General features: G+C 69.7%; 28 protein-coding genes. 12 read left to right on the top strand and 16 right to left on the bottom strand.

What is annotated here, in order from left to right:
* Window positions 1–162: 162 nt before the first annotated feature.
* Both O7627_RS26820 and O7627_RS26825 read right to left on the bottom strand, forming a co-directional pair.
* Window positions 163–2490 (bottom strand): rhamnogalacturonan lyase, encoded by a 2328-nt coding sequence (locus O7627_RS26820; protein WP_278096242.1) that lies wholly within the window; start codon window positions 2488–2490, stop codon window positions 163–165.
* Between the two features lie 174 nt (window positions 2491–2664).
* On the bottom strand, window positions 2665–3123 hold the full coding sequence (locus O7627_RS26825) for a cold shock domain-containing protein (protein ID WP_278096243.1): 459 nt from the start codon (window positions 3121–3123) through the stop codon (window positions 2665–2667).
* 1219 nt (window positions 3124–4342) lie between these two features.
* On the opposite strand from O7627_RS26825, the gene O7627_RS26830 reads away from it, so the two are divergent.
* Window positions 4343–6097 carry a helix-turn-helix domain-containing protein gene (locus O7627_RS26830; RefSeq protein WP_278096244.1) on the top strand — a complete coding sequence of 585 codons (1755 nt, stop codon included), beginning with the start codon at window positions 4343–4345 and terminating at the stop codon, window positions 6095–6097.
* Between the two features lie 356 nt (window positions 6098–6453).
* The gene (locus O7627_RS26835; RefSeq protein ID WP_278096245.1) at window positions 6454–6954 is read left to right on the top strand and encodes a hypothetical protein; all 501 of its coding nucleotides are present in this window, start codon (window positions 6454–6456) and stop codon (window positions 6952–6954) included.
* 41 nt (window positions 6955–6995) lie between these two features.
* Here the strand turns inward: O7627_RS26835 and O7627_RS26840 are convergent, their stop codons facing one another.
* Window positions 6996–8006 (bottom strand): DUF5954 family protein, encoded by a 1011-nt coding sequence (locus O7627_RS26840; RefSeq protein WP_278096246.1) that lies wholly within the window; start codon window positions 8004–8006, stop codon window positions 6996–6998.
* Between the two features lie 173 nt (window positions 8007–8179).
* Here O7627_RS26840 and O7627_RS26845 point away from each other — a divergent pair, with 173 nt between their 5' ends.
* On the top strand, window positions 8180–8911 hold the full coding sequence (locus O7627_RS26845; protein WP_347404678.1) for a hypothetical protein: 732 nt from the start codon (window positions 8180–8182) through the stop codon (window positions 8909–8911).
* Window positions 8908–9825 carry an NmrA family NAD(P)-binding protein gene (locus O7627_RS26850; protein WP_278096248.1) on the top strand — a complete coding sequence of 306 codons (918 nt, stop codon included), beginning with the start codon at window positions 8908–8910 and terminating at the stop codon, window positions 9823–9825. The genes O7627_RS26845 and O7627_RS26850 overlap by 4 nt, the downstream gene beginning before the upstream one ends.
* Before the next feature lie 66 nt (window positions 9826–9891).
* Here O7627_RS26850 and O7627_RS26855 read toward each other — a convergent pair whose 3' ends face one another.
* Both O7627_RS26855 and O7627_RS26860 read right to left on the bottom strand, forming a co-directional pair.
* On the bottom strand, window positions 9892–10293 hold the full coding sequence (locus O7627_RS26855) for a hypothetical protein (protein ID WP_278096249.1): 402 nt from the start codon (window positions 10291–10293) through the stop codon (window positions 9892–9894).
* A 54-nt stretch (window positions 10294–10347) separates the two neighbouring features.
* Complete coding sequence (locus O7627_RS26860) at window positions 10348–11289, bottom strand: helix-turn-helix domain-containing protein (RefSeq protein ID WP_278096250.1); 942 nt, start codon at window positions 11287–11289, stop codon at window positions 10348–10350.
* Between the two features lie 70 nt (window positions 11290–11359).
* On the opposite strand from O7627_RS26860, the gene O7627_RS26865 reads away from it, so the two are divergent.
* The gene (locus O7627_RS26865) at window positions 11360–12349 is read left to right on the top strand and encodes a saccharopine dehydrogenase (RefSeq protein WP_278096251.1); all 990 of its coding nucleotides are present in this window, start codon (window positions 11360–11362) and stop codon (window positions 12347–12349) included.
* A gap of 61 nt (window positions 12350–12410) precedes the next feature.
* Window positions 12411–13136, top strand: a complete 726-nt coding sequence (locus O7627_RS26870) for a glycoside hydrolase family 11 protein (protein WP_278096252.1) — start codon at window positions 12411–12413, stop codon at window positions 13134–13136.
* Here O7627_RS26870 and O7627_RS26875 read toward each other — a convergent pair.
* Window positions 13104–14036 (bottom strand): alpha/beta hydrolase, encoded by a 933-nt coding sequence (locus O7627_RS26875; RefSeq protein ID WP_347404718.1) that lies wholly within the window; start codon window positions 14034–14036, stop codon window positions 13104–13106. The genes O7627_RS26870 and O7627_RS26875 overlap by 33 nt on opposite strands.
* 197 nt (window positions 14037–14233) lie before the next feature.
* Entirely contained in the window at window positions 14234–14992 is a 759-nt protein-coding gene (locus tag O7627_RS26880; RefSeq protein WP_278098448.1) for a helix-turn-helix domain-containing protein, read from the bottom strand.
* Between the two features lie 166 nt (window positions 14993–15158).
* On the opposite strand from O7627_RS26880, the gene O7627_RS26885 reads away from it, so the two are divergent.
* Both O7627_RS26885 and O7627_RS26890 read left to right on the top strand, forming a co-directional pair.
* Window positions 15159–15806 carry a hypothetical protein gene (locus O7627_RS26885; protein WP_278096254.1) on the top strand — a complete coding sequence of 216 codons (648 nt, stop codon included), beginning with the start codon at window positions 15159–15161 and terminating at the stop codon, window positions 15804–15806.
* A 198-nt stretch (window positions 15807–16004) separates the two neighbouring features.
* Window positions 16005–16205, top strand: coding sequence for a hypothetical protein (locus tag O7627_RS26890; RefSeq protein WP_278096255.1), 201 nt, complete (start codon window positions 16005–16007; stop codon window positions 16203–16205).
* Window positions 16206–16630: 425 nt separating this feature from the next.
* Here the strand turns inward: O7627_RS26890 and O7627_RS26895 are convergent, their stop codons facing one another.
* From O7627_RS26895 to O7627_RS26930, 8 genes are all read right to left on the bottom strand, one after another.
* The gene (locus O7627_RS26895; RefSeq protein WP_278096256.1) at window positions 16631–16774 is read right to left on the bottom strand and encodes a hypothetical protein; all 144 of its coding nucleotides are present in this window, start codon (window positions 16772–16774) and stop codon (window positions 16631–16633) included.
* Between the two features lies 1 nt (window position 16775).
* Window positions 16776–17234 carry a Pycsar system effector family protein gene (locus O7627_RS26900; RefSeq protein ID WP_278096257.1) on the bottom strand — a complete coding sequence of 153 codons (459 nt, stop codon included), beginning with the start codon at window positions 17232–17234 and terminating at the stop codon, window positions 16776–16778.
* Window positions 17231–17905, bottom strand: coding sequence for a hypothetical protein (locus O7627_RS26905; protein WP_278096258.1), 675 nt, complete (start codon window positions 17903–17905; stop codon window positions 17231–17233). The genes O7627_RS26900 and O7627_RS26905 overlap by 4 nt, the downstream gene beginning before the upstream one ends.
* The gene (locus O7627_RS26910; protein WP_278096259.1) at window positions 17902–19935 is read right to left on the bottom strand and encodes a hypothetical protein; all 2034 of its coding nucleotides are present in this window, start codon (window positions 19933–19935) and stop codon (window positions 17902–17904) included. The genes O7627_RS26905 and O7627_RS26910 overlap by 4 nt, the downstream gene beginning before the upstream one ends.
* A complete protein-coding gene (locus tag O7627_RS26915; protein ID WP_278096260.1) occupies window positions 19932–20723 on the bottom strand; it encodes a hypothetical protein in 792 nt (263 codons plus the stop codon). Before O7627_RS26915 ends, O7627_RS26910 begins: the two co-directional genes overlap by 4 nt.
* Before the next feature lie 29 nt (window positions 20724–20752).
* A complete protein-coding gene (locus tag O7627_RS26920; protein WP_278096261.1) occupies window positions 20753–21460 on the bottom strand; it encodes a Crp/Fnr family transcriptional regulator in 708 nt (235 codons plus the stop codon).
* A 341-nt stretch (window positions 21461–21801) separates the two neighbouring features.
* Window positions 21802–22011, bottom strand: coding sequence for a DUF397 domain-containing protein (locus O7627_RS26925; RefSeq protein WP_278096262.1), 210 nt, complete (start codon window positions 22009–22011; stop codon window positions 21802–21804).
* Window positions 22008–22868: a helix-turn-helix transcriptional regulator gene (locus O7627_RS26930; protein WP_278096263.1), complete on the bottom strand. Its 861-nt coding sequence runs from the start codon at window positions 22866–22868 to the stop codon at window positions 22008–22010. The genes O7627_RS26925 and O7627_RS26930 overlap by 4 nt, the downstream gene beginning before the upstream one ends.
* A 181-nt stretch (window positions 22869–23049) precedes the next feature.
* Here O7627_RS26930 and O7627_RS26935 point away from each other — a divergent pair, with 181 nt between their 5' ends.
* From O7627_RS26935 to O7627_RS26945, 3 genes are all read left to right on the top strand, one after another.
* Window positions 23050–23373 (top strand): hypothetical protein, encoded by a 324-nt coding sequence (locus O7627_RS26935; RefSeq protein ID WP_278096264.1) that lies wholly within the window; start codon window positions 23050–23052, stop codon window positions 23371–23373.
* Between the two features lie 62 nt (window positions 23374–23435).
* Complete coding sequence (locus O7627_RS26940) at window positions 23436–24119, top strand: DUF433 domain-containing protein (protein ID WP_278096265.1); 684 nt, start codon at window positions 23436–23438, stop codon at window positions 24117–24119.
* Window positions 24116–24553 (top strand): hypothetical protein, encoded by a 438-nt coding sequence (locus O7627_RS26945; protein ID WP_278096266.1) that lies wholly within the window; start codon window positions 24116–24118, stop codon window positions 24551–24553. The genes O7627_RS26940 and O7627_RS26945 overlap by 4 nt, the downstream gene beginning before the upstream one ends.
* A 254-nt stretch (window positions 24554–24807) precedes the next feature.
* Here the strand turns inward: O7627_RS26945 and O7627_RS26950 are convergent, their stop codons facing one another.
* A complete protein-coding gene (locus tag O7627_RS26950; RefSeq protein WP_278096267.1) occupies window positions 24808–25494 on the bottom strand; it encodes an SDR family NAD(P)-dependent oxidoreductase in 687 nt (228 codons plus the stop codon).
* 123 nt (window positions 25495–25617) lie between these two features.
* Here O7627_RS26950 and O7627_RS26955 point away from each other — a divergent pair, with 123 nt between their 5' ends.
* Window positions 25618–26226, top strand: a complete 609-nt coding sequence (locus O7627_RS26955; protein ID WP_278096268.1) for a TetR/AcrR family transcriptional regulator — start codon at window positions 25618–25620, stop codon at window positions 26224–26226.
* The last annotated feature ends 136 nt before the right edge of the window (window positions 26227–26362 follow it).

Genomic DNA, 26362 nt, shown 5'->3' on the forward strand with positions numbered 1-26362 from the left:
CCCCGCGCGACGGGCGCTCTCACAAGCGGTGGCGTTGGGACGATTTGTGGTCGCCCTGGCGACATCGCAGCGTCTCAACGCACCGCGGAACAGCAGTCGGGGAGGGCCGATGTGGTTGGCCCTCCCCGGGTGACGGGATGTCGGGTCAGGGCGGGGTGGTGGTCACCGCCTCGGCCGGGCGGGCACCGGCACCGTCGCCCAGTCGAGGTCCGTGCCGAGGTGGAAGCTGGGGTACGACGGCTGGTTGTAGGTGGTCTGCTGGCGGGCCACCTCGGCCCGGTACTGCGGGTCGTGCATCAGCGTGTAGAGCTTGCGGTCGGTCACCTCGGTGCTCAGGTAGATCCGGATCGCGTCGCTGTCCACGGTGCGCAGCAGCAACTCCTCCCGCCAGTCGCCGAAGATGTCGGCGACCAGGCTCGGGTTGCCCTTCGTGTAGTTGTTGGTGCGGGTGCCCTCGGCGGTGAGCAGCCGGCCGCGCTGCCAGTCCTCGATCGACGGGGTCACGTCGATGGCGCCGTCGACGATCTGGGTGGACATGTCGGCCGCCCACCGGATGCTCTGGTTGGTGCCGGGGATGGCGGTCTGGATCAGCTCGCCGGTCGCGGTGCGCAGCCCGGTGCCGCTCACCGCCCAGGTCTCCAGGCCGGGGTGGTCGGGCCGGATGTCGCCGACCATGCCGCGGCCGGTGTCCGCCCCGGTGTAGCCGCCGAAGAGCACCTCGCCGGTGGCGGCGTCGCGCAGCGCGTAGCCGTACGGCGCCCAGGCACCGCCCTCGTGCACGGTGTGGATCTCCAGGCCGGGTCGGGTCGGGTCGATGTCGGCGACGTGCATGGCGTCGCCGTGGCCGAGCCGGTCGACGCTGCCGGGGTTGGCGCTCTGTGGCGGCATCTCGGCGAACGAGCTGTAGAGCAGGCTGCCGTCGTGGTCGATGGTGGCCGACCCGTAGACGATCTCCTGTTTGCCGTCGCCGTCCACGTCGGCGGTGCTGAGCGAGTGGAAACCCTGCGTGGTCAGGGTCTTGAACTCGGGGTCGGTGCCGTCCCGGCCGTGCGGTCCGTCGTTGAACGGGTTGGTCATCGGCGTCCAGCCGCTGTCGACGTACCAGCGCTGGTGGAGCCGGCGCCCGTCCCAGTCGTAGGCGACGAGGGTGGAGCGGGTGTAGTAGCCGCGGGCGAAGACCGCCGACGGACGACGGCCGTCCAGGTAGGAGACGGTGGCGAGGAACCGGTCGACCCGGTTGCCGGGTTCGATCCGGGACATCGCGTAGTCGCCCCTCATCAGCCCGTCGTCGTGCCGGCCGGGCCGGTAGCGGATGGTCTGCAGTTCGCGACCGGTGTCGCCGGCGAAGACGGTCAGGTATTCCGGCCCGTCGACGATGAAGCCGGCGAAGTTGCGCAGTGCGTTGCGGGCGCTGCGCGACGGCGCGTACACGTCGATGAAGTGGTCGGCCAGGGCCCGCGCGTCGGCGTCCGACAGCGGGTACCGGTAGGTCGGCTCGATACCGAAGGCGGCCTCCAGGGTGGCCGGCCAGTTCCCCGCCACCACCTCCGGGTGGGCGTGCCAGCCGCGGAACATCTCGACGACGTGCTCGTAGTAGTCGGCCGCGCTCATCCGGTAGTCGTCGGCGTGCGAGTAGCCGGCCCGGCGGTCCTCGCGGGGCATGGTGATGTGGCGCTCGGAGACGACGTTGCCGGCCCTGTCGTACCGGACGGTCTTGGTGCCGGGGGCGGTCTTGAGCATCAGCTCCGAGCGGCCGTCGCCGTCGAAGTCGTAGACCAGGAACTGGGTGTAGTGGGCGCCGGCCCGGATGTTGACGCCCAGGTCGAGGCGGTGCAGCAGGGTGCCGTCCAGCTCGTAGGTGTCGAGGTAGACCGGTCCGGTGTAGCCGACCTGGGAGACGTCCTTGGAGTTCGACGGGTCCCATTTGACGACGTACTCGTACTGCCCGTCGCCGTCGACGTCGCCGACGCTCATGTCGTTTGCCGAGTAGGTGTACGCCTCGCCGGCCGGGGTGACGCCGTCGGCGGGCCGGCGCAGCGGCAGGTCGAGGTAGCCGTCCGACCAGGGGGAGGCGGGTGCGCTGCGGTCCACCTCGATCCCGCGTACGAGCGCGGCGACCCGGTACTTCGCGGTGGCCGTGCCGGCCGGGTCGTGGTAGTTGGTGCTGTCGGTGACGGTGGCGATCGGCCGGCCGTCGCGGTAGACCCGGAAGTTGACGCCGATCATGCCGGTGGCGCCGGGGCGGGACACCTCGTGGCCGAGCAGTCGCCAGCTCAGGAACACCCCCTGTGCGGTGGTGGCGGCGACCAGCCCGCGGTCGAGGTGTTCGAGCTGGACCCCACCCCGGCCGGGATGGTGGTGTCCGCCGCCGCCGGGGGTGGCGACGGCGGGGGCGCCGGCCGCGACGAGGGCCAGGGTGGTCAGGCAGGCGGCGGCGACGCGGGCGGTCGAGGTCGCCGTTCGGGTACGGGGTAAGCGGCGCGAACTCAAGTCGGTCTCCTCGGTTCGTGGGCGTGGGTGGCGCACGCGCGGGCGAGGCGCTTGAAACGATCCAATCGCTAACGTTCGAACTGGCTACTGAAACGATCCAATAGCGAGAAGGCTATGAATGGCCTACCTCGTTGTCAAGGGAAGCTCAGCCGGCCAAGACCCGGTCCACCCTGCTCAGGACTCGGTCCACCCGTGCAGTCCGGCCAACCGGAGCACGCTCTCCCGAACGGCGGCGATCTGCCCGCCGGTCAGGGTGGGCACCTCCTTGAGCAGCGCCTCGGTCAGCTCCTGGCGCAGCTCCCCCGCCGAGAGCACGTCGCAGAGCACATCCTCGTCATCGTCGGCCCCACCGGGCTCCCGACCGGCCGCCGACCGGCTCGGCGCCACCGTCCGCCGTCGGACCTCCACCGCCACCCCGGGGCCACCGGCCGCGCCCAGCACCCGCACGGCCGACGCCTTCAGACCCCGCTCGCCCGCCTCCAGGTCGAACTCGACCGCCACCCCGGGCCGGATCAGATACTTCTCCGAGCCCAGGTCGTTGGCGTGCAGAAACACATCCTCGCCACCCATGTCGGGCGCGATGAAGCCATAACCCCTGGCCTCGTCGAACCGCAGCACTCTTCCGGTTGGCACCCACCGACTCCCCTCGCATCCACTACCCAGCCGTTACGACAGATGGTCTACCACGCTGGCTTCCCGTCCGTGCGCCAGGCCATCCGCTCAACCACGCAAGGTAGGCTGAGCGGCACCGTACGCAACGGCTGTCGAGTGCCGCAGGCCGCTCACCCGACCGCTTTGTTAACCCTTCTGGGCCGATTTCTCCCGCCATGCGTGGCCAGCCAATTGCGGATGGTGAGCATGATCGACATTCGTCGTTGCGTCGACCAATGAACAATCGTCCGCGATCGCCCCCACCGCGCCGTTATTCACCGGACGTTCACCCTGGTCAGCGAATTGTTCGACAGATCGTGAATTGCTCGGAACGAGCGTCGGCCACATTGCGCGAGCCGTCGGTATGCGCCCCAGGTTCCACTATCACCACACGCTTGACCACCGCCGCGTGGGCTCCAATGATCTATAGCGAGACCGATCGGGTGCTGCAATTCCTCCGGAATCGTCCGATCGGCCGAACCCTCGGCCACCCCGGTGGCCCCGCTTGTAAGGACGGCAGACACCATGAATGGCGACCACGATCGCGACGGACCCGACTCCATCGACGACCACCACCGGACCAGGCGCACGGCCCGGCCGGCTGTCTGGCGACCTGTCATGCAGGTCATCCGGATGCTTGTCATCCCGGCACCGGACCTCGACGACCGGGTGACTCCCGCCGCCCGCAACGACACGCTGCCCCCTGATGGACGGTGGCGACCGGTCCTCGACCCACCCTTGGCCGACGCGGGCGACCGACCAGCCGATAGCTGACAGAACGGGGGTCTCCCGCTGCAACGGGAGACCCCCTCCCCGATCCCGCTGAACCCTCAAAGGCCGAATCGGGAGACCTGTTACCCCACGACTACATTGAGTGCACACAGTACCACGCGGTCGCCCATCGGCTGACCACCCGATAGTTGACTCAACCATCGGTGAAGAGTCCGAAAATTCAACCACGAGTCGTTCCGTTGTGGACAACCAACGGTTGTGATTCCGGTTACTGACACGTTGTGTCCAAAGCTTTGTCAAACTGCCTGGCCTACCGCCGATGCCGAATGGCACTATCCAGGTGTGCTCGGATTGCCCGCTGGCTGCAACCATCGGGCGGAACCTCCCCCCGACAGGATCCGCAAGCGTCGCTGAACCCGCTGGACGGCGTCCGGGACCCGGACGCCGTCACCTCCCGAAGGGCCGCGAGGTGTCGCACGAGAACGCGCAACCCGCCCGGCCGAGCGGCGCCCGTGGCCGCCGGCCAAAGCCGATCGTGGGGTACGAACCGGCGGCGCAACTGGCCCGCCAGCTCCGCGAGTTGATAAGTGCCGCCGGCCTCATCCAGCGGGAGGTCGCCAAGAGGGCCGGCCGTCCACCGTCGGTCATCTCCGGTGCCTTGAACGGCCAGAAGCTACCCAATTGGGATCTCCTGCGGCGGATCATCGACGCCTGCGGCGTGACCGACCCCGGCGAGCGGCGGAACTGGGAGCGTCGCCTCCGCGCCGCCGAGGAGGCGACCCGCGCGTTCCGGCCGGACCTGGACGGGGTCACCACCGTCGCCGAACTGGTCGCGAGGCTCGCCACGCTGCTGACCGAACAGCTGGATCCGCCGCTCGATCCCGACATCCTGAGCCAGCGACTGGCCGCCAACGACGGCCAACAGATCGGGCGGCTGCGGGTCGTGCCGCTGCCTGCTGACGAGATCGCCGCCGTGCTCGATCATCGCCGGCCGCTCCCCGGAGGACACCTCGACAACCTGCTCTTCGCGGCCGGCGGATCAGCCAAGGACATCGCCCACTGGTCCCGGCACCTGCGGCGGCTCGCCGGGGACGCCCAGGTGATCGGTGGATCACCGCCCGTCCTGGCCCAGCCGGACCCCGGCGCGTCGGCCACCAGCGGGCCAGCCACCACCTCCGGTCCGGCCGCCGCCGATCCGGCCGGTCGTTCGGCAACGGGATCTCCGCCGATCATCACCGCGCTGCAGACCGGCGAGGTCCTGCGGCTCGGTGAGCCGGGTCGGGTGGCCCGGCGCCGGACCCCGGCCGGAGTGGCCGTGGTGGTGCTCGCCGCCCTGCTGGTTGGCGCCGGGGTCGCCGGCAGGCTGACCTGGTGGTCCGACGACGGCCGCGGGGCCGACGGGGAGCGACCCGCCGGGTCCGCCCCGACGCGGACCGATCCGGCGCGGACCGATCCGGCGCGGACCGATCCGTCGATGGTTCCCGGTCCGGCCGACCCGGGCCTCGGCATCGCCGCCGCCGAGAAGCTGACCGGGGTGGCCGGCCGCGTCGTCGCCCGCTCCGAACCGCCGCAGCTCGGCCGCTTCACCTACATCCACGTGCGAACCTGGTCCCGGGACACCACCCGGATCGGGACCGGGACCGAGACGCCCGAGACCAGGCAGGACGACCAGTTCTGGTGGGCCGCCGACGGGTCCGGCCGGCGGGTCTACACGGTCGACCGAGCAGACGGCCCGCAACGGCGGGTGGTCACTCTCGACCGGGGCGAGTGGCTGCCCGACCCGGCCCCGGCGCCCGATCCGAGCGCGTTCCGCAACCAGCTCGCCGGGCGGCTGCGACCGGACGCCGAACCGGCCGAGTGGCTGCGGCAGGCAATCGGCCCCTACCACGACCACGTGCTGAACCCGGCCCAGCGGGCGGCGGTGCTGCGCCTGATCGCCGGGCTGCCCGGGCTCGCGTACCAGGGCATGCGCCTCGACCGGATGGGACGGGCCGGGATCGCGGTCAGCATCGACACGCCGGGCCGGCCGGGACAGCCCGGCGCCCAGGACACCGTCATCTTCGATGCCGAAACCGGAGCCGCGCTCAGCCACGAACGGGTGCTGCTCCCCGGGCAACCGGTCGCCGTCGACATCGACACCGAGGCCGGGCCGGGGCCGGCACCGGACGGGCCGGACAGCTACGTCCTCTTCGTTGAGCAGAGCCGCACCGACCGGGACCGCTGACCGTCCAGTTTCGACGAATCCTCACCATCCGTCAGGTCACCTGGAATCGACGCTGAGCGCCCGGCGTGCGGACCGTCGCCCGCCACAAAAGCACCCAAGTCGGTTTCCCAGAACCGGCGACCGCGCCGACCGGGCCTACGAGTATAGGCGCCAGCGACCACTTTTTACGGTCATTCGGCAGCCGGCGGAAACCGTTGCCTGATGCGTCATGGCGATCACTAGCACCTGATTCCTACCCTGACAACCAGCGGCCATTACGGATAGTCGTCACGCGATCACAGTGGATCGCGTATTGTCCGTCGCCCTTTCGGGCAGCCGCGTGGCCCTGTCGGCAAACGGATCAGGTGAGGTAAACAATGGCATTCCCATCATCGTGGCGGCTCGCTGTGGCCGTCAGCGCGGTGTGCGTACTCGCTGGGTTTTCGGTGGTGAGTCCGGCCGGCGCGGCGCCGGCGCCGGCCGGCACGCTGATGGCCGACTACCTGGCCGCCCATCCGGGCGGCGTGCCGATCAACGACAACGAGATCAGCTACGGCGGCGGGGTGTTCATCGTGACCCTTGTCCGGCCGTCGCACAGCGGGTACCTGATCCCGGACTGCCCGTCCGGCTGGTTCTGCTTCTACGACCGGACCGGGTACGGCTACCCCCGGGGCCGGCTCTCCGACTGCGGCTGGCAGCACCTGGCGAACTGGGCCTGGCAGTACCGGACCGAGTCGGTGCACTACAACATGTCCTCCGGCCGGACCGCCTTCTACTACGGCAACCAGTGGCTGTTCGAGATCAGCCCGGCCCGGCGGACGATCTCGAACGTGGCCCCCTACCGCAACTACGCCGACCGGGTGAACCGGATCTGCTGACCGGCGGAACCACGCCAGCTGGAGATCGGTCGGGACCGTCGTCAGTCCTGATCAGACTCCTCGTCCTGGTCGCCGAACTCCTGCATGAGACGCGCGGGCGGCAGGTGCGAGTCCGGGTCCGACGGGCGAGGTCCCTCCGGGCCGTCCGGACCGACCCGAATGAAGGTCTCGACCCGGGTGACCCGGCACCGCACGCCCTTCACCTCGAAGTCGTCGGTACGCGGCGGCCGGTGGGCCGCGCGGGCCCGCTGGTAGACCGCCTGGAAGTCCTCCATCGTGGTGTCCTCGTCCGGCACGAACTCGGGCATGGCGAACGAGCCCGCGTCCCGGGCGGCCTGCGGCGTCGGATACGTCTCGGACGACCGGGGCCGCCAACTGCCCTCGACGTACCGCCCGATGGTGTAGCCGACCGGGAGCAGCACCACGTTCGGGTGGCTGCGCAACGCCCGGCGGGAGTCCGCGTACACGTCGTCGGCCACGCTCTTCGGCCGGTAGGAGGCGGAGACCATCTCCATCCGGGCGAGTCCGTCGGTGAGCCCGGTGCCGGCGGCCGGGTCGATGACGAATCCCTCCATCCGGTCGGTGTACGGCCTCCGCTGGCCCGGCGGGTACGGGTCCGGATCGGTGGGCCGGGGCGGCTCCGGTCCGTCCGGCCCCATCCGGATGAACGGCTGGGCCCGGATGATCCGGTAGCGGCGCCCGTTGACGATGGTCTCGTCGATGGCTTCCCAGTCGAGCAGCTCGTAGATCCGCTCGTACTCCGCCCGCTCGGCGGTGTGCTCGGCGGTCTCCGGGGTCTCGCTGTGCAGCCGGCGGAAGTGCGAGGCGAGGCCGTCGCGGGCGTGCTGCGGCGAGTCGGCGTCGAGCCGCCCGATCCGCCACCGGCCGGCGACCTCCGCCGCGAAGCCGTAGGTCGGGGCACTCCACATGATGGTCGGGTAGGCGATCGAGCGGTGCGCAGCGTCCTGCTCGGACACCGCCGACACCGGGTCGTCCCGGTGCTCTATCTTGATCAGCAGGTGATCGGGCACGTCGTCGTGGTGATAGACCATGTACCCATGGTGTTCCCTCCACCACCCAAACCGCAGCCCCGCCACGACCTCAATTGGCCGGGCGGCGCCCACCTCTCTTGCGGGCGGTTTCCGGGCCGACCCGTCGCAGCTGCCGATACCTGCCGGGTGGCTCGTCCAGCGCCTTGCGAAAGCGTCGGACCGGCAGTCCGCTGATGCCGCCCAGCGTGCTGCGCCGACAGACCTTGCGCACCGCCAACATCCTCGCCGCACTGGGCCAGTTCACGCTCTTCCCGATGTTCTTCTTCGTCAGTATCTACCTGCAGGACGTGGTCGGACATTCACCGCTCGGCGCCGGCCCGGGCCTGCTCCCGCTCTCTCTCCTGGTCATCACGATCGCCGGGGCGGCCGACCGGGTGATCGGTCGGCTGGGTCTGCGTGCCGTCATGGTTGCCGGATTCGTTCTGGTGGCAACCGGGATGACCTGGCTCGCTGCCGCTCTCTCCGCCCGTGGTGGTTTCGTCTCCGGAGTACTCGGGCCGAGCCTTGTGCTGGCAGTGGGGCTCCCACTGCTTTCCATCAGCACCAACGTGGCAGCGACCGCTGAGAGCGGGCCGGCGGAGACGGGCCTGGTCGCTGGACTGATCAACACAAGTCAACAGTTCGGGGCGGTGTTGGGTGTGGCGGTCATGGCCGGCGTGGTGGCCACCCGGGCCGGCTCTCCGGTGGACACCAGGGGCACCGCAGACCCGGCGGCATTGACCGACGGCATCAGGTTGGCGTTTCTGGTCGGCGCGGTGGTGGGACTGTTCGCCGCAGCAGTGGCGGCTCGGCTGCGTGACGCGCCCGCCCCGCAACCGAGCAAACGGCCACTGACCTCCGTTGAGGGCGCGACGGTGCCAACGGCAGGACCGGGGCAGCCAGTTCGAGAGGGAGATGCGCAATGACCCACGGGAAACCCAGCCGGTACCTGGTGTTCGGCGCGACCGGCAAGCAGGGCGGGGCGATCGCCCGGGCGCTGTCCATGCAGGGCAAGTCCGTCCGGGGCTTCGCTGCCCGAAGGTCGGCCAGGGCACTCGTGCCCCTTGCCACCGGTGACCTCGCCGACCCGACCGCCGTAGGTCGGGCATTCGAGGGAATCACCCATGCCGCGGTGACACTGCCACTGGTCTACGACCCAGAGCGGGTGGCCACCTTCGCCAACGTGATCGCCGACGCGGCCCGAACGGCCGAGGTACGTCAACTCGTCTACAACACCAACACGCCGCTGCCACCAGTCCGCACCGAATACCCCGCCCTCGAGACCCGCCGGGTCGCCGAGGACATTCTCCGGGCCGGTGGGGTACCGATGGTGGTGTTGCGCCCGCCGGTCTACCTGGAGAATCTGTTCAATCCGGGGGTCGGCGGGGCGTTGATGAGCCAGGGCGTGCTGGCGTACCCACTGCCGGCGGACCGCCGGGTGGCCTGGCTCACCCATGCCGACCTGGCGGGCGCCGTCGTCGCGGCTCTGGACCGTCCCGAGCTGGCCGGCTCGACTGTCGACGTCGGCGGGGCCGAGGTGGTCACCGGTCCGGAGCTGGCCGGGCACTTCTCCGCATCGCTCGGGCGGGAGGTCCGGTATCTTCCACTCGAAGTCGACGCCTTCGAGCAGGGCCTGAGCCAGGCGCTCGGCGCCGAGGCCGCCGACGCCGTCACCGGGCTCTACCGGTTCGCAGGTACCGACGCCGGGCGGCACCTGTTCGACCTGGATCCGACGGTTCTATCCGAGACATTCGGCGTGGCGGCGACGCCGATCGCCAGCTGGGTCGCGGCCCAGCCATGGCGCCGATGGTCGGCGGTCCCGACCAGCGATCCCGGCTGAAGCCCTTCGACATCGTCGGGTGGCCCGATGGTCTGCCCGCGCAGACGTCCGGGTCACCTGGTCGGATCAGCAGATGTGGTAGCCGTGCTGCTGGGCGGCCTGCTCGTTGAAGGCCGCGAACTGCCCGACCCACGCGGTGACCTGGTCCTCGCCCGGATGCTCGTCGTAGAAGGAGAGCAACTCACCCACGACGTCGGTCTCGAGCGCGGCGCGCAGCCGCCGGGCGACGAACGCCGACTCGGCCGCCGTGATGTGGCCCTCGTTGAACTGGAAGCGCCGCGCCGGCAGGGTCAGGTCGGTGGTCTCCAGGCCGGGGGTCTCCAGCACCTGCTGGTAGCCGTCGCCGGCCAGCACCCCGGCCTCGATCATGATCAGTCGGACGTAGGTCATCTGCTCGCTGTTGAACGCGCACGGCGTGCTGGCGTAGCTTCCGTCGATCGGCGGGTCGAAGCTGAATGCGTATCCCATGATCGCGCACGATAGTGCCGCCGGGCGACAGTCCTGACCGGAGCCGGCGGTCGGTTACGTCGGCCGGCGGAAGGTCCGGCGGTAGGTGTCGGGTGGGACGCCGAGCTGCTGGCTGAAGTGGCGGCGCAGCGTGGTGGCGGTGCCCATGCCGGTGCGCGCCGCGATCTGCTCGACGCTGAGGTCGGAGGTCTCCAGCAGCTCCTGCGCGCGGCGCACCCGCTGGGTCAGCAGCCAGCGCAGCGGGCTCATCCCGGTGACCGCGTTGAAGTGCCGGGCGAGGTTGCGGGGGCTCATCCCGGCGCGGGCCGCGAGATCCCGCACGGTCAAGGGGTGCTCGACGCGTTCCAGCGCCCAGGGCAGCAGGTCGGCGAGCACATGGTCGGGACCGTACCCGACGGCGGCGGGGATGAACTGCGCCTGGCCCCCGGGGCGATGCGGGGGGACCACGAGGCTGCGCGCGAGGGCGTTGGCCACCGCCGTCCCGTGGTCGGTGCGGACCAGATGCAGGCAGAGGTCCATGCCGGCGGCCTTGCCGGCGGAGGTCAGCACGTCGCCGTCGTCGATGTAGAGCACATCGGCGTCGACGCGCACCGCCGGGTACCGGTCGTGCAGCAGCGCGGTGTGTGCCCAGTGGGTGGTCGCCCGCCGGCCGTCGAGCAGTCCCGCCTCGGCCAGCACGAAGGCGCCGGTGCAGAGCGACGCCACCCGGGCGCCGGCCCGGTGGGCGGTGCGCACCGCGTCCACAAGCGCCGGTGCCGGCGGGTCGGCGGGGTCGCGGCAGGACGGGACGATGACGGTGTGGGCGCTGGTGAGCGCCGCCAGGCCGGGCCGGACAGCCGCCCGCAGCCAGCCGCCGACCCGCGCACCGTCCTCGCCGCAGAGGACGAGGTCGTACCAGGGGTCGGCGAGCCCTCGGTCGACGCCGAAGACCTCGCAGGCGGCGGCGAGCTCGAAGAGCGGGGTGCCGTCCAGGACGGCCAGCGCGACGGTGGCCATGTCCGAAACTGTACGGGAGCCGTCGTTGTGGACGCTGGTTGTGTCGATCAGGGCGGGGCACGCTGTGCCCATGAACGAGCGGGTTGCGGTGTTGGGCGCCACGGGCCACACGGGGGGCTTCGTGGTGTCCGAGCTTCGGCGGCGGGGTATGACGCCGGTCCCCTGCGGTCGCGGTACCGACCTGGGTGCCACGTTCCGCCACGCCGACGCGGTGATCAACTGCGCCGGCCCGTTCGCGGTCACCGCCGCACCGACGATCGAAGCCGCGGTCCGCGCCGGGATTCCGTACCTCGACGTGACCGCGGAGGTCGAGGTGGTGGCGGAGACGTTCGCCGGCCGGGCCGGGGCCGGTGTGCCCATCGTGCCGGCGGTCGGGTTCTACGGCGGGCTGGCGGACCTGCTCGCCACCGCCGCGATGCGCGACTGGTCGGCCGCCGACAACCTGACCATCGCGTACGCCCTCAGTGGTTGGCGCCCCACGCCCGGCACCCGGGCGACCGGCCGGGTCTCCGCGCAGCGGCGCGGCGGTCGGCGGATCGTCCACGCCGGCGGTGGGCTGCGGCACCGCGACGGCGACGCGCCGTACACCGAATGGGCCTTCCCCGCGCCGGTGGGTACCCGGCCGGTGGTCGGCGAGTTCACCACGGCGGACAGCGTCACGATCCCGACGCATCTGGAGACGCCGGAGATCGCCACGTTCATGTCCCGCAACGCCGTCGACGATCTCCGCTCCCCCGACCCGTCGGGTCCGGTGGCGGTCGACGCGCGGGGTCGCTCGGCGCAGACCTTCCTGGTCGAGGTCGTCGCGCGGTCGGGCGGTGGCGAGCGGCGCGCGGTGGCGAGCGGCCGCGACATCTACGCGGTCACCGCGCCGCTGGTGGTGGAGGCGGCCGCCCGGATCCTGGCCGGTTCGGGCGACGCCCCGGGGGTCGCGTCGGTGGGCGCGCGCTTCGACCCGGTGGACTTCCTCGGCTCACTGAGCCCACGGCACCTGACCTTCGGTCGGCCGGCTACGCATCCGACATCGTTGACAGTCTCCCGGGGTCCGGCCGACACTTGACCGAACAATTATCGATGGCCGTCGATTGCCTATCGAGCGGGCGGCCGGGAGGAGGGCCGCGATGAGCGAGACACCCGACATCGGATCGCCGGTCAGCCGGCGCGACCGACGCGGCCGGGTCCGGCTGGCGGTGGGAGCCGCCTGCGCGACGCTGTTGGCGATCACGGTGACCGCGTCGGCCCCGGCCGCCCACGCCGAGACGCACCCGACCCGCCCGGTGATCAACACCAACCAGACCGGTGAGCACGGCGGCTACTTCTACGCCTTCTGGAAGGACAGCGGCGACGCCGCCATGACACTCGGTCCGGGCGGCCAGTACAGCTCCGCCTGGAACACCTCCACCAACAACTGGTTCGGCGGCAAGGGCTGGGCGACCGGCGACCGGCGGACCGTGCACTACCGCAGCACCTTCAACCCGAACGGCACCGCGTACCTCGCCCTCTACGGGTACATGACGGACCCGCTCGTCGAGTACTACATCATGGAGAGCTGGGGCATCTACCGGCCGACCGGCACCCTGATGGGAACCGTCGTCACCGACGGCGGCGTATACGACATCTACCGCGCGATGCGCTACGGCCCGCCCGGCGCCCCGATCCACTACCAGTACTACAACATCCGGCAGCAGAAGCGGACCAGCGGCTCCATCGACACCGGCGCCCACTTCGACGCGTGGGCCGACGCCGGCATGACCTTCGGCGCCAAGATGGGCTACATGATCATGGCGACCGAGGGCTATCAGAGCAGCGGATCGTCAAACGTCTGGGTGTACGGATCCCCCAGGTAGCCCGGATCGGGCCGGATGGAGGTGGTCGCGCAGGAAGGCGGCCACCTCCCGCCGCGCCGGTCGGGCCGCCGGCACCAGACCCGGCGTACTCAGGAAGGTGTGGGTGGCCTTCTCATAGCAGGACAGCCGCGCGTCGACCCCCTCGGCGCGGAGCCGGTCGGCGTACCGGCTGCCCTGGTCGGCCAGCGGGTCCAGCGCGGCGGTGACCACCAGCGCCGGGGGCAGCCCGGCCAGGCTGTCGAACTTGATCGGGGAGACATCGCGCGGGTCGAGGCCGGGCGGCAGGCTCAGCTTGCGGGTCGCCAGCAGCCGGGACATCGGCAGGGTGGGATTGTCGGCGTTCTCCGTCATCGAGGCGTACCCGGTCATGCTCTCGGTCCAGTCCGTACCCGGGTAGAGCAGCGCCTGGGCGCGCAGCGACGGTCCGTCCTTCCGCGCACGCAGCGCGACGAGCGCGGCGATCGTGCCACCCGCGCTCTCGCCCAGGACCGCGACGGCCGTGGGATCAACACCCCAGCCGGCGGCGTCGTCGACGAGCCGGGCCACGGTGTCGTAGCCGTCCTCGACCGGTAGGGGCAGCGGGTGTTCCGGGGCCAGGCGGTACTCCACCGAGACCACCACCGCCGGGCACCGGGCCGCCAGGTGGCTGTTGAGCCAGTCGTTCTGAGCGGCGGTGCCCGCGAAAAACCCACCACCATGGAACGAGACCACCAGCGGCAGGTCGCGCCGCACATGCTTCGGACGGTGTACGCGCAGCGTCAGCCGACGACCCGGCAGGTCGATCGCGGTCTCCTCGATGCGCGTCCAGCGGTCCGGCCGACCGGTGATGATCCGCGCGGCGGGCGAGGACGCCGCCCGGTTGGCCCGGTCCCGCGCGGCGATCACCTGGTCGTCGGTCATGGCCGCCCAGTCCTGGGAGTCCCGCAGGATCCGGGTACGAAGTGGCGCCTTGCCTCTCATGCTCTCCTCCGGGGTGCAGGCGATGAGAGCACTGTCCCGCGCGGGGCCGACCGGCGGCTTGGACGAATGTCAGCCGCCGGCCCGGGTCGGCAGGCGATCGGACGAGCGTCGGGTGTGGCCGGCGCGCCGGTCCGGCGTCACGGACGCCCCGGCCAGGCGACGTCGTCGACGGCGAGGAACGGCGCGCGGGCCACCCTGGTCGGCGTGGCGCCGGTGAAGGTCATCACCTCGCGGTGCAGGTGGGACTGGTCGGCGTACCCGCTCTCCGCCGCCACCGCCGCGGCGGGGTGGCCGGCGGCCAGGCGGTGCGCCGCGTTGTCGAACCGGATGAGCTGGGCGGCGCGCTTGGGGGTGAGACCCACCTGCGACCGGAACCGGGACCAGAGCCGTTTGCGGCTCCACCCGACCTCGGCCGCCAGCCGGTCGACCCGCACCTGCCCCCGGCCGGCCACCATCCGCCGCCAGCAGTGGCCGACCTCCGGATCGACCGCACGGCCCGTCTCGTACCGCCGGGCCAGCTCCGTCCCGGCGATCGCGAACCGCTCGTCCCAGGACCGGGCCGCGCGCAGCCGCTCGTCGATCCGGGCGGCGTCGCGCCCCCAGAGGTCGCCGAGGGTCGTCACCGTTCCGCTCAGCTCCGGCGCCGCGCCGAGGACGGCGTACGCGAAAATGGGTGACAATCGCACCTGTAGGCACTCGAAGCTGCCGGCCTGGCCTCGCCCGCGGGCGCCGGGGGGCGGCGCGAGCCCGGCGGCGACGGACCCCCGGTGCTGCCGACCACCGCCGTCGTCGACGACGAGGGGCCGGTCGCCGAGGTCGAAGAGCAGCATCAACGCGGGATGCGGCACGACCTCGACCTCGACCGGGTCATCGGCCCGGTCACTGAACCCGGCCATGGTGATCCCCGCCGGCCGGCCGGACCGCGCCGGCACCGCGATCTCCCAGGCCGGCCCACCGTCCGCCCGCACGGGTTGCACCCGACGATGGTACGGGGCGTCGGCCGCTGGGGTTCTCTCCTACCATTGCGGTCGCACTCCTAACCGGACGCTCGGAGGCCCCGCGATGGCGAGATCCGTAACCCGAGTCGGCACAGCTCTGTTCATCACGGCGCTGCTCGCGGCGTGCGGCGGCGAGGAACCCGGGTCCGGATCGTCGGCCGTGTCCACCCCGCCGGCCGCCCCCTCGCCGACGGTCGCGGCGAGCACCGCCCCGCCACCGTTCACCGCCGAGGAGGTCAACGACTTCGGAGAGCTGTGCGGCTCCGACGAGCACCGGGCAACGCCCTCCCGGCCGTACGCCGGGCCCGGGCCGCACCCGATCGTCGTCTTCGGCAAGGACGCCGACCACGTCGACTACCAGCGGGACTACCTGGTGAGCCGCGACGAGGCCGCGTTCGACCCGGAGGACCCGGCGGACGTCTCGCTGCTGGCCTGCATCACCGGGGCGAAGACCGGCAAGCGGGTCGGCACCTGCCGGTACCAGACCGACAGCGGCACGAAGAGCGTTGAGGTGGAGGGGCAGCGCTTCACCATCGACGTCTTCGCCCTGGACACCGGCGAGCGGGTGGGGCGGGAGACCTTCCAGGCGGACTTCTGCCCACCGGGGCTGGTGACGCTCGGCGGCGGCGACGTCCCGAAGCGGATGTACTCCACCATGACGATCGACCACCGCGCCAAGACCGTCGACCGGTACGTCACCGGCCCGGCCTGAGGCCGATCCGGCTTGAGGCCGGGCTGTGCCGCAACCCGTCGACAACTTCGGTCGCCCAAGCGCGGCTACCAATGCCCATACGGCTACGCAAGGAACTTCGCAACTTCTTGCGCCTGATCCGGAGGTATCGCAGTTAATGCGGCCGCCGAGCCTCAGCCAACTACCTCAGTCCGGTTCACGCCGGATAGTGATGCCGCCATGGACATCGCGAGCCTGGATGACCGTACCGTCAATGTTCCCGAGCACCGAGTTCACCACGGCCCGATCATCTCCAGCCTGCGCCGTTATCGAGCTCCAGAGCAGGGGCACCCGCCTTGCGAACTCGGGATCGTGTTCGGCTTCGCGTTGCAGCAGTTCGGCGAGGAGCGCTGCCCGCGTCAGCTCCGCCGACCCGGCTAGGGAGCGCTCGACTAGATCACGATCCGGCGGTCGCGACTGGAACCTCTTACGCACGAGCGCCACCAGGGATCCGAGCGCCTCGATGTTACCTCGTATGACGACATCGCCGCTCCTTGCCGATAGGCGCCGGTTGCGATCCCGATGAGCCTGCAACCCGGGGTGAGCCGGCATCGACGATGACCTGAACAGGAGCGGCCGACAGACCCAAAGCAGCAGGGCAAGGCCAACGCTGCCGCGCAGCAGGCGCCGCCTCGGTCTGGCGGATCAGCGGCAGCAGGTCGGGAGTGATCGAGACCGGCATCTGCCCGGCCATCGCTTCGAGCGTGTCGGCGAGTTCCGGGTCGAAGAGTCCGGGAGAATTCGCTGCGGTCCGATCCTGCGTGCCCCGGCGGGTAACAATCCCGCCGGGGCGATCATCAGCCGGCTTACGCGCCGACCGCGAGAAGCAGGCCGACCAGGAGGAAGGCGCCTGCGACTATCCAAACCGTACGGTTTGAGGTCCGGCCGCTGCCGAAGAAACTGATCAGGACCACGGTGGCGAGGGCGACCATCAGGATCAGCAGGAGCATCTCAGGTCAGGGCCACGGCCGCGAGGGCCACGACGCCGGTTACCAAGGCGCGGATGGACCAGGTAATCCGGGTGAACTTACGGTACGCCACCATGTTCGCCGCCCAGATCTGCCCTGCGACCGCGCGCTCGAACGCGTCCTCGTCGGCCGCCGCTTCTAGCCAGGCGTCGACGAAGCCTTCGCGGTCGTCGCCGTACAGCTGGGCGACGTTGTTGTAGTAGTGCAGCGACCACGCGGCCGTCACCTGCTGCCGCGGCGCCAGCGTATAGAGCGCCAGCAGTGCGCTGAGCACGACGCAGACGCCGGCGACGAGCAGGACGCCCTTAGCCCAGGAGCCGTGGGCGGACGGCATCTGCCCGGCCAGGACTCCGGCAGCGGCCAGGACGACGGCCGCCTTCACGTCCGCGAAGCGGATCATCTCGTTCGCCTGTTGGAGGGAGGCTTGTTCCGCTTCCCTCATGAGGCTTCCAGCCGTTCCGTCAGGTCGGGCCGGTCGTACGAGGAGAAGAACTGCCCGAGTTGCCCGACCAGATATCGGCGGTCGCTGTCCTCGATCCGCCCGAGGAAGTCACCGATCAGCTTGGCGATCAACAGGAACCGTGACTCCTCGGCGTCCCCGAACTTCTCGGCTATCCGCTCGAAGTCGAGGTCCAGCATCGCGTTCAGCTGGTCCGGATGGTGGTAAAGCCAGTAGCTGCGCGCGACGTCGGGGCGGGAGTAAACGTTCTCTCGCAGGAAACGGATCCGCTCCAGCTCGGCCCGCTGCCTCAGGGTTTCGATGGCGGCCTGTCGGTCGATCTCCAGGATGGCTTCCGCGGCGGCGCGGGCCTGCGGACTGACTGCCAGCTGCACGCGGGCGATGTTGGCGATGCGAGTGTTGATCTCGTTCTCGGCATTGCCGGCCTGGGTGACGCAATATTGGGCGGTCACCTGGTCGGCCCACTCCGTGATCTTCTGCCGTGCCGTCCAGAGGGTGGCCTGGTCGCTGCCAGGCCGCCAGGACTGGAAGGTGGCGTCGAACGCGACGTGCGGATGGCAGCTACGCAGCTCGGCGCAAAATGTGATCGGTTTTGGGGGTTCCTCGGGTCTCGCCCAAATACCCGACAGACGACTGCGCCAGTTCTCACTCATTTGGCGGCCAGCGGGTTCGCGCGGTGCAGCCGCTCGTTGAACCGGTCACGCACGTCACGGGCGGCCGGCGCTTCGGCATCGCGAGCCAACGGCTGCCAGTCGTACAGCAGGTCGGACATACGGGCGAAGCGGCTGCTGGCGCCCTGGCCGGTGCCGCCAGCGCTGACCATCAGGTTGGTGATCAGGTCCTCGTACGCGGGTTCCTCGGCCGCAGCGTCCAGCCAGCGAAGGAGCGCCTCACGGAATTCACCCTGCGGCCCTTCGCCCGCGAACAGGAGCATGAAGGCGTGTACCAGTCCGGTTTGTAGCTCCCCGTCGCCAGTCATCTCGGCGAGGAGGAGCCCGGCCCGGCCCGGGGTTTCGGAGATCGCAGCCAGGGCGCGCAGCCCCGCGTCGTGCCGCTGGTCCTGCCCGGCCGCCCAGTCGACGATCCTGCGCAGCGTCGCCTGGCGGTGCAGCGGTCGGTCCCAGAGCGACCGCACGGCCTCTACGACCCCATCAGTGACGGCGTCGATCCCCCGCCCTGCGAGGTTGTTCAGTCGGGTCAACACCGCCTGCGGATACGCGTCTGCCAGCGCCCCGCCGCAGACTGCGGCCACCGCGCAGAGCAATGGCACGCTTCCCGACTGCACGGCCCACTGGTTGAGCCGGCCGCGCATCGCCGCCCCGGCCTCGGGGCTCATCGCCACCGCCGTCATCAGGCCGACCACAAGGGGCCGGAGGGTCTGGTAACCCCACCACCGTTCGGTCAAGGTACGCACTTCGGGCGCGTCGGACACGGGCAGCGCCAAGGTCACGGCGAGCATGGCCGAGGCCACCTGTCCGGCGATGCGTGGGTTCGGGGATCCGCCGCGACGCATCGGCAGATCGGACGCCCAGCTCCAGAGGCGCGTACGGAATGCCTTGGACTGGTCGCCGTGCACGTAACGAAGGACCGCGACGCCATAGGACGGCAGGGTGAAGAAGATCCGGTGCTCGTCGTCGATCCGAGCATTGATGTTCTTGGCAAGTTGACGGATCCCCGGGGTGCCGATGCCGCCGCGTACATTCGCCGGTTCCGCCAGTTTCTCGGCGAGTTTCTCCATGGCGTACAGGACGTTGGTCGCTTGCCCACCTTGGAGGAAGGCCAAGGTGATCAGGAAGAGTCGGGTTCGCGGATCGACGTTCTTCTCGAACCAGGCGACGAGTTCTTCGTCCCAGTTCTGGTAGGCATGGACCGAATTACGGGCGATCTCAGCCAACGATTCCCGCGGATCGTTCGCAGCAGCCCTGATCCGACGGGACAGCCTCGCGATCTGGGCCGGGGTGGCGCCCTCCAGCATAGCCGGCAGCGGCGGCGTCCTGATCAGCGTGTCCACGTCCAGCCGGGCGCGTTGATCATCCAGGAGTCGGCTCAGCAGTTCCTCGCGTACGGGTGCGGTGACCGTGAGTACAGCGAAGCCCGGAACATCCTCGGGCCTTTCGAGGCTCTTCTGGTCGACCAAGACGACGAGGTACGAGTCCCACTTCTCCACGATCTCTCGATAGGCGATGAGCAACTCCCGCAACCGCCCGTTCCGGCATCCGGGCGGCACCGTGAGCAGGTAAGCGGAACGGCCGTATGACGACCAAGGCACCTCGTCGACAGGCAGGATCCGCTGCTCATCATCGTCGATCGGGATCTCCCGCCGAGGCGAGGGAGCGGCGCCGAGCAGCCCGACTGCGGCGGTCCGCCGGCCAGTGCCGGGGTCGGCCACCAACAGGACGTGGCGCTGCTCCCGCAGGATCCTGGCCGCCGCTTCCCTGGACATCTCGCCCGGGCCATAGACGCGCCTCACAAAGTTCTCGATTGTCTCCCGCACGAAGGCGTCGGAGAGTTCCCGGGCTGCCTGGTAGCGCCATAGCCAGTTGTGGATGTTCTGCACCATGTCGCGGCCGACATGCCTGGCGACCTGGCCATTGTTCTCCTCGACGCTGGGTCCGTCGTCGATGTCCTCGGCGTAGGACTCGTCGATATCTGGGTCCATGGGCTCGATCGGGCCGGTCGTCATCGGTCACCGCCCCGGTGCTGCGTCATGCTCTCGACCGTGGTGGCGACCTGGCCGTCGTTCCGCTTCACCTGCGGCCCGGAGATCCTTGGCCCTACGGGCTTCCCGGTCGTCGAGGGTGGCGACGGACGAGGCGACGTGGCCGGCAACAGGCCAATTAGGTTGCCGGAGACCTCCGGGAGGTAGAGCCACGCCTGCCGGCTGAACGCCTTGCCGTCCACCACCGCTGTGACCGGAAGGCAGCGGTCGGGATGCATTCCGGCGTACCCGGCCGCGATGACGTCCTCGAAAACGCGGTCGGAGAAGATGCAGGCCACGAATGTCACACGCGGGCTGGCCGCAGCGAGCATGGCCTTAACCGGGACGGAATCGAGCAGGCGGTGGGTGTCGTTACGCGGGTCACCATTGCCGGTCCAGTGAGGATTTTCCGGATCGGCTGGCAACGGCCCGATGTGCAGACTGACCCGCAACTGCAGGCGTGCCCGGGCATGGCGGTTGTGTTCGGCCAGTCGTTCCTGGAGCAGGCGCGGAAATGGGTCCACCAGGTAGGACAGGATGCGCGTCGGGAGCCCGACGGCGAAGCCGTCGCCAGTCGGGCCGAGGAACGCTGGGCGTTCCCACTCGGTCCGTAGCCCGGCGCCGTCCAGAGCCTCGCCCACGAGGTCGAGCAGGTTCTTGCTGACCGCCTCGTGCGTGCTGCCCGGTTCGGCGGTGAAACTCTTGGCGTCGACCGCCAGGATCGCCCGGTATGGCGGCAGATCGATCGAGCGTGCGAAGGGAGTGTGTTCCACGGGAGTCCTTTCTCGAGGACGGGACCCCCTCAGAGTCGGCCGGGACCACGCCACTCTCTGCCCAGTTCTGGGCGAAAACCGTGTGACCGGACGCTCAGTGCCGTCGGGTCCACGATCGTGACTTCGCGCCGTCCGGTGGCGACGATGCCGGCCTCGCGCAGGGCGGTCAGCTCGGCGACGACCGCGTTGCGCGAGGCGCCGACCAGTTCGGCGAGTTCCGCCTGGGAGAGCCGGATCGCCGAGCGACCGTCTGCACGCCGGCTCGCCTGATCAAGCTGAATCAACGCCCGGGCCAGCCGCTCACGCACGGGCAGCACGGCCAGCGCCGTGCGCTGGGCGTCCGAGGCGCGCAGCCGGTTCACTGTGTAGCTGGCGAAGCCCATGGCAAACGCGGGTCTGGTTAGAAAACGCCGGAACTGCGGGCCGGTCAGCAGCCGGGTGACCGTGGTGGTGAGGGCGGTGACTGTGGCCGAGCGGGGTTGTAAATCGACGGCGGCCAGGTCGCCGACGACATCGCCAGCGGCCCGCAGCGTCAGGATCGCGCAGCTCCCGTCATTCTCCGACCGTACGATCTTGACGCAGCCGGCCAGAAGCACGTGGACATGCTGGGTCGTGTCGCCTTGGCGTAGCAGCACGTCGCGGGGCTCGAAGCGAACGGGGATTCCAGTGTTCTGCACTCGGTGCCACTCGTCCTGCGAAAGATGAGCGACAAGTCCAGACTCACCGTCGTCACGCATACACAGAATGTATCGTCTATAGCCGCGTCCAGAGCCGGAGCATTGCAGCGTGGTTGGGGCTGGCGCGGTCCCGCTCAATCGCCTGCGACGTCGCCGCGTGGTCGGAATTTTGAGGGGAGCCGCGTCAGGGCGTTCAACGGGTAGCAGATCGTTGCAGGCAGACACCCTCGCCGGCCCGGCGCGAGGGTTGGTGCCCCGCCGGCAACACCGGGCTGCGGATGTCAGCGGGGAACGGTGCGCCAAACTTCGGCGCGAATCGCCTCCGATGGCCCGCAATCGTTGATGCCCGGATCGCGGGCCGGGCATCAACGATGGATGGCTGCGGTGGCGACGGAATCTGCTCAGGAAGGCGAGGTCGGGGCGGCCTTGAGCGTGGTCAGGAAGCTGGTCCATCCGGCGCCGTCGAAGGCGAGGGTGGGGCCGGTGCGGTCCTTTGAGTCGCGTATGCCCACCCCGCCCCCGGCGAACCGGACCTCGACGCAACTGGCGTTGTTGGAGCTGCGGGAGGACTTGAACCAGTCCCGGTCGGGGGCGCTATCGAGGGGGGTCACGTCATCTCCTTGGCGATCCGCTGGATCAGGGCGAGCGAGTCTCCCGAGCTTAACGCGCACTCCCGCGTCTCCCCGAAGGTCACGACGTAGTCGGTGACCCGGACGGACTGGTCGATGATGTCGATCGACGTCAGGATCTCCTGCCAGACAAGGTCGTGCAGCCGTGGCGAGGGGAAGGAGAGGACCTGGAACGGGCCGCTGAGCGCGGGATGCGCCCCGACGCTAAACGGGAGCACCCGGATCTCGATCTGATCGGGCCGCTCGGTCATCAGGGCTGCCAGGTGTTCGAGCTGGGCGCGCATCACCGCGGGACCCCCGACCTGCTGCCGCAACGCACCCTCGCCGACCACCGCGCTGATCCGGATCGGGTTCTGGGTGGCGGTCAGCCTTGTCTTCCGGGCCATCCGCGCGGCGACCCGCCGGTCCACCTCGGTCAGCCGAATGACGGTGCGACCGCCCCTGATCACCGCACGGGCGTACTCCTCGGTCTGCAACAGCCCGTGCAACAGCTCGCTGTCGTAGCAGTGGATCTGCTCCGCGCCGGCCTCGTAGCCAAGGAAGCGGAGGAACTCTGCGGGGAAGAGCTGCGAGTACTCCTGCCACCAGCCGCGTCGGGCCGCGCCTACGCGGAGTTCCTCAAGCTCGGCCGCATCGTCGGGATCCAGTTCGTAGATCTCGATCATCTGGGCGAGCCGGCGGGCCGGCAGCTTGACTCTCCCCGCCTCCACTCCGGACACATACGCCTGGATGATGCCGATCGCGCGGCCGGCGGCGGCAGCGGTGAGGCCGATCTCCTCGCGACGCTGGCGCAGCCGGATGCCCAGCTCCCAGGCTTGGACGATGGGCGACGAGCCCAACGCTGATGACGACTTGCTCGTTCTGGATTGTGCCGAAGACGTGGGCGACACGTCGGCTCCTTCGACCCATCGAACTTCCTGACCGAACACGCCAAGTATCCATCCGGAGACGCTTGATATCAAGCTTCTCGTGCATCATTCTGGATTACGTTCGATGTCATGATCAGATTAGGGAGTCGAGATGCTGAACGAGGGACGGTGGGTCTACCACGAGGCGAAGACCGTGCACGCGTACTCGCTGTGCCGGATCGTCGACGCCGGCACCGCCGACGAGCGGTACGACCTGCTCGGCACCATCGAGGTTCCCGTCGATCGACGCGCGCCGAACCTCCCCGCCGACGGGTTGCGGTCGTGGGCGCTCGCCACCCTGACCCACGGCGGGTACGGCTTCGGCCGCTACCACGCCGCGTTCGGCACCCTCGACGAGGACGGCGAGCCGTACCAGGACATCACCCACGAGAACATCGACTGGTCCGGCACCGCCGCCCTACGCCCCGCCGAATGACCAGCACGTTGATCCCGTCTCGCCGAGCTCTCCTGGCGGGTGCGGGATGTCAGAATGGCGCCATGACCAGCGTCCTGGACCGCGAGATGTACACCGAGGCCGAGGCTGCCCGGCTGCTGCGGGTCCGCCAGTCGACGCTGCACTACTGGCTCGAAGGATCACAGCGCGGCCAGCGGCACTACAAGCCGATCTTGCGCGACAGGGCGCGCGGCAGCCGTACCGTGACCTGGGCCGAGTTCGTCGAAGCCGGCTTCCTTCGGGAATACCGCCAGACCCACAAGGTCCCGATGCCGGAGCTGCGGAAGTTCATCGAACTGCTCCGGGAAGGCTTCGGCGTCCCGTATCCCCTGGCCGACCGGCGCCCCTTCGTCTCTGGCCGGAACCTTGTCTACGACGCGCAGACCACCGCCAGGCTGGGCGTGGACTACTGGATGGTCACCGTGGCCGCCGATCAACTCATGCTCACCACCCCGGCCGACGCCTTCAACCGGCGCGTCGACTGGGCTGACAACATCGCGGTCGGCTACAGCCCGGACGCCAACCCCGAGTCACCCGTCCGGATACAGCCGGACATGCGCTTCGGCAAACCGTCGATCAAGGGAGTGAGCACCGACGTCATCGGCGAGCAACACGACGCGGGCGAGGACGACGAGGCCATCGCCGAGATGTACGCCCTGGAACCGAGCGATGTCGCCTGGGCTCTTGCGTACGAGTACTCGGTCCGCGCCAGCAGCTCGGCGGCGTGACCCGGGCCAAACCCGCGGATGTCCGCTTCTACTTCGACGCCGACATCCGCGGCCTCGGGATCCTGCTGTCGGGGATCCGCCCAGACGTCACCTACCCCGGCGATCCCGGCGGGGAGGTCCACAAGCGGGTCAGGCCGCCGTGTGTCGTGAGCGATGTGGCGACGCTGGACGATGTCTGGATCCCCATCGTGTCGAAGCAGGACTGGCTGATCATCACCAGGGACAGGAAGATCCGCAGCCGTCCCCGCGAGATCGCCGCCGTCCGGGAGAACAACGCGCGGATGGTCGCGCTCACCGGAGCCGACGCAACAAACACCTTCAGCCAGCTTGAGGTGGTGATGTGCCGCTGGCGGGACATCACCAAGTGCCTCGATCAGCCCGGCCCTTTCATCTACACCGCAACCCGATCCACCTTCGAACCGGTACCGATGTGACCTCCTATCAACCCACCGAGTCCTTGCCGCCCGGGAAGATCGAACGCGCCGAGGACGCCGATGTCGCCGCCGCCTGCGAGGCCCTGGCCCGCATCGAAGCGGGCGAGCAGCCCATCCCCCTGGCAACCCTCCGCACCGAACTCGGGCTGCGGCCGGGTGACCTCGCTCATCGAGGACTGGGAGCGCGCACCGCCAGCCGAGGACCAACGGGTACTCGCGACCCCCGCTGAGGCTGACCGGGACCTCGGCTACGCCTACCAGCTCAGCTCCCCGAATTCGTCGGTGAAGGTTCCGGTCGGGCCGTCCGGGCCGAGCGTGGCCAGGCGTACGACGGTCTTGGCGCTGTCCGTCACCGGCCTGCCGACGCCGTAGGCGGCGGTCATGTCAGTGGCGGTGGTGCCGGGTTCGAGTGCGTTGAACTTGATGCCCGGGTGGGCCTTGGCGTACTGGACGGTGAGCATGGTGGCTGCTGACTTGGACGCCGCGTAGAGCGCGAGCGGCATGGCGAACTCCGGCCGGTCGGGATTGGTCACCGCCCAGAAGGATCCCATGCTGCTTGACAGCGTGACCACGGTCGGGTTTGCGGACTTCCGCAGCAGGGGCAGGGCCGCCTCCGTGACTCGGACGATCCCCACCGCGTTGGTGTCGAACACGCGCAGGGCCGTCGGTCCGTCGATGACTCCGGCTCCGAGGATGCCGGCGTTGTTCACCAGTACGTCGAGTCGGCCCTCCTCCGAGTCGATGGTTGCCAGCGCGTCGATCACCGACGCGTCATCGGTGACGTCGAGCTGCACGAATCGTGCGCCCAGCGCCGCCGCGGCCTGTTTGCCCCGCTCAACGTCGCGGGCGCCGATGTACACGATGTGGCCCAGGTCAAGGAGCTGCTTGGCGGTCTCGAAACCGATGCCCTTGTTCCCGCCGGTGATCAGTGTGATGGTCATGCGCCTTCTCCAGGTATGGGGGCGACCTTTTGTACCGTTCGGTTCGGAAGCCACCGTAACAGGTTTTGTACTGATCGGTCGGTGAGCCGGGTCACGTTCTGTACCGAGCGGTAGGCTTAGGCCATGAGCACTGAGCTGCCCACCACGGGACGACCTCGGGCCTTTGACGAGGAGACGGTCCTCGGCCGCGCCGCCGAGGTCTTCTGGCGCCACGGCTACGAGGGCGCCTCGCTGAGCGTCCTCACCCGGGCGATGGGCATCAACCGGCCCAGCCTGTACGCCACGTTCGGCAGCAAGGAACAACTGTTCCAGCGCGCCTTCGCCCGTTACCACGAGACCCAGGTGACCAGCGCTCGCGCCGCACTAGAACAGCCCACCGCGTACGCCGCGATTGAAGCTTTTCTCCGCTCCAGCGCCGACGGCCTCACCGCCGATGATCACCCTGCGGGCTGCCTCTCCATCCAGGGCGGCCTGGCCTGCTCGCCGGAGAACAGCCGCATCTCCGAGATGCTGGCCGCCGGCCGGGCCGCCACCGAGTCCGCCCTCGAGGAACGACTCTCCCGCGCGGCGAAGGAGGGAGACCTCCCGGACGGCGTGGACGCCCGGGCATTGGCACGGTTCGTGATGGCGCTCAGCGAGGGCCACGCCGTCCACGCCGCCGCCGGCGCGAGCCGCGAAGACCTTCACGCCTCGATTGACGTCGCCCTACGAGCCGTCGCACTCCAACCCTGAGCCCGTCCGCATCAGCCGTGATTTCGGTCGTTCAGTCGAACGGTCCCGGGTGGCGCTCCTGAACTTGGCGAGTCTCTCGTCGGCGCGGTGGCGCCGGTGTTTGACCTACTCCTGCCTTCGGCGGCATCGCCTTCGA

The organism is Solwaraspora sp. WMMD1047 (genome assembly GCF_029626155.1).
GTDB lineage: Bacteria > Actinomycetota > Actinomycetes > Mycobacteriales > Micromonosporaceae > WMMD1047.